Origin of the sequence: Ochrobactrum teleogrylli (assembly GCF_006376685.1) — a bacterium.
Taxonomy (GTDB): Bacteria; Pseudomonadota; Alphaproteobacteria; order Rhizobiales; family Rhizobiaceae; genus Brucella; species Brucella teleogrylli.
This window is the reverse complement of the sequence record NZ_VEWL01000042.1, coordinates 1-1,131: the sequence shown is the minus strand read 5'-3', so window position 1 is coordinate 1,131 and position 1,131 is coordinate 1. Positions and strand designations below refer to the sequence as shown.

Genomic DNA, 1,131 nt, shown 5'->3' with positions numbered 1-1,131 from the left:
CTGGTCAAGGCCTTCGGCATCAATGTGCCGCTGCTTCTCACCTTCACCTATGCGCTGGGTGCTGGCCTTGCGGGCGTTGCCGGCATCATGGCGGCCCCGATCTATCAGGTCAGCCCACTGATGGGTTCGAACATCATCATCGTGGTCTTTGCCGTGGTGGTTGTCGGCGGCATGGGATCGATCCTCGGCGCCATCATCACCGGCTATGTGCTGGGACTGGCCGAAGGGCTCACCAAGGTCTTCTACCCGGAAGCCTCCAGCATCGTCATCTTCGTCATCATGGCTATCGTCCTTCTGGTGCGACCCGCCGGACTGTTCGGGAAGGAGGCCTGATATGGCTGATACCGCTCTTAAAGCAACGGCTGCAAGCCATAGCGCCACCCCGACCCGCAAACCGGCGATCAACAGCCTGTCGGCCACCATCCTCATCATCGCCATCGTCGCACTGGCCGCAGCACCCTTCGTGGTCTATCCGATCTTTCTGATGAAGATGCTGTGCTTTGCGCTGTTTGCCTCGGCGTTCAACCTGCTGCTCGGCTATACCGGCATTCTCTCGTTTGGCCATGCAGCCTTCTTCGGCGGTGCGGCCTATATCACCGCGCATACGGTGAAGGAATGGGGCGTGACGCCGGAAGTGGGCCTGATCCTCGGCATTCTTGCCGCCGCAGCGCTTGGCCTCGTCATCGGCTATCTGGCCATTCGCCGTCAGGGCATCTATTCGACCATGATCACGCTGGCGCTGTCGCAGATGTTCTTCTTCTTCTGCCTGCAGGCTGCCTTCACCCATGGCGAAGACGGCTTGCAGGGCGTGCCGCGCGGATATCTGTTTGGCTTCATCGATCTCAACAATCCGATGAACATGTATTACTTTGTGCTGGCGCTGTTCGTGCTCGGCGTGTTTGCCATCTGGCGCATCATCAACTCGCCCTTCGGCATGATCCTGAAATCGGTGCGCGAGAATGAAAGCCGCGCCGTGTCGCTCGGTTATTCCGTCAATCAGTACAAGCTGGCCGCCTTCGTGATGTCGGCTGCCCTTGCAGGCCTTGCAGGCGGTCTGAAGGCGCTCGTCTTCCAGTTTGCAACGCTGACCGATGTCGGCTGGCAGATGTCGGGTGAAGTCATCTTGATGAC

At 59.2% G+C, this 1,131-nt stretch carries 2 protein-coding genes; both read left to right on the top strand.

Annotation, left to right across the window (positions count from 1 at the left end):
- Nucleotides 1–333, top strand: a 333-nt coding sequence (locus FIC94_RS22320; protein ID WP_442945227.1) for an ABC transporter permease subunit, incomplete at its 5' end; no start/stop codon positions are given.
- Nucleotide 334: 1 nt separating this feature from the next.
- A partial coding sequence (locus FIC94_RS22315) for a branched-chain amino acid ABC transporter permease (protein ID WP_140026472.1) occupies nucleotides 335–1,131 on the top strand: 797 nt, incomplete at its 3' end.